The sequence below is a fragment of the Pseudomonas sp. AMR01 genome (genome assembly GCF_041946035.1).
Lineage (GTDB): Bacteria > Pseudomonadota > Gammaproteobacteria > Pseudomonadales > Pseudomonadaceae > Aquipseudomonas > Aquipseudomonas antarctica_B.
This window is the reverse complement of sequence record NZ_JAUTYR010000143.1, coordinates 1-575: the sequence shown is the minus strand read 5'-3', so window position 1 is coordinate 575 and position 575 is coordinate 1. Positions and strand designations below refer to the sequence as shown.

Annotated in this window: 1 protein-coding gene; it reads left to right on the top strand. The window is 35.0% G+C overall.

Going from position 1 to position 575, the window contains the following annotated elements:
- Positions 1–90: 90 nt before the first annotated feature.
- The coding region (locus tag Q7C20_RS26945) for a hypothetical protein (protein WP_375071217.1) at positions 91–575 on the top strand (485 nt) is incomplete at its 3' end.

The following is a 575-nucleotide window of genomic DNA, read 5'->3' as shown; positions in this document are numbered from 1 at the left end:
AGCGCTCTCAACATACCTTATTTTAGGGAGACAAATTAGAGTTCCCACGGCCCTACATTTTTATGCAAACCGTTGTGCAACATTTAAAATATGACCACAAAAACTCTACTCACAATTTCAATTCTTATGATTCTAAGCTTCTTTTCCAGTAAAACAGATGAACAAAAATTTTGGGAATGGTTTCAAATAAATGAAAAGAGATATTTTGAGAATGTGGATGATATACAAAAGCGGGAAATTCTTTTCGACGAACTTCTAGAAGAGCTTCAAAAAGTTCATCCAGAACTCACATTTGAAATAAGTCCAAAGAATGACAAAGGTATTCGAGATTTGACGATCTCTGCCGACGGCATGAAAGAATATTTTCCAGCAGTAACTAAATTAGTGGACTTTGCCCCTGACATTTCAAATTGGAAAATCTACGCTTTCAGACAGAGAATACCTGGTGAAGATTTAAAAATTGAATATGAGGATTTTTCAATCGCTTATTCGGACATTTTCTTCAGGTATGGCAATGAAGGTGAAAAAATCGGACTTGAATTACACATTCGAAATTTTGACGAAAGCGCAAGAAT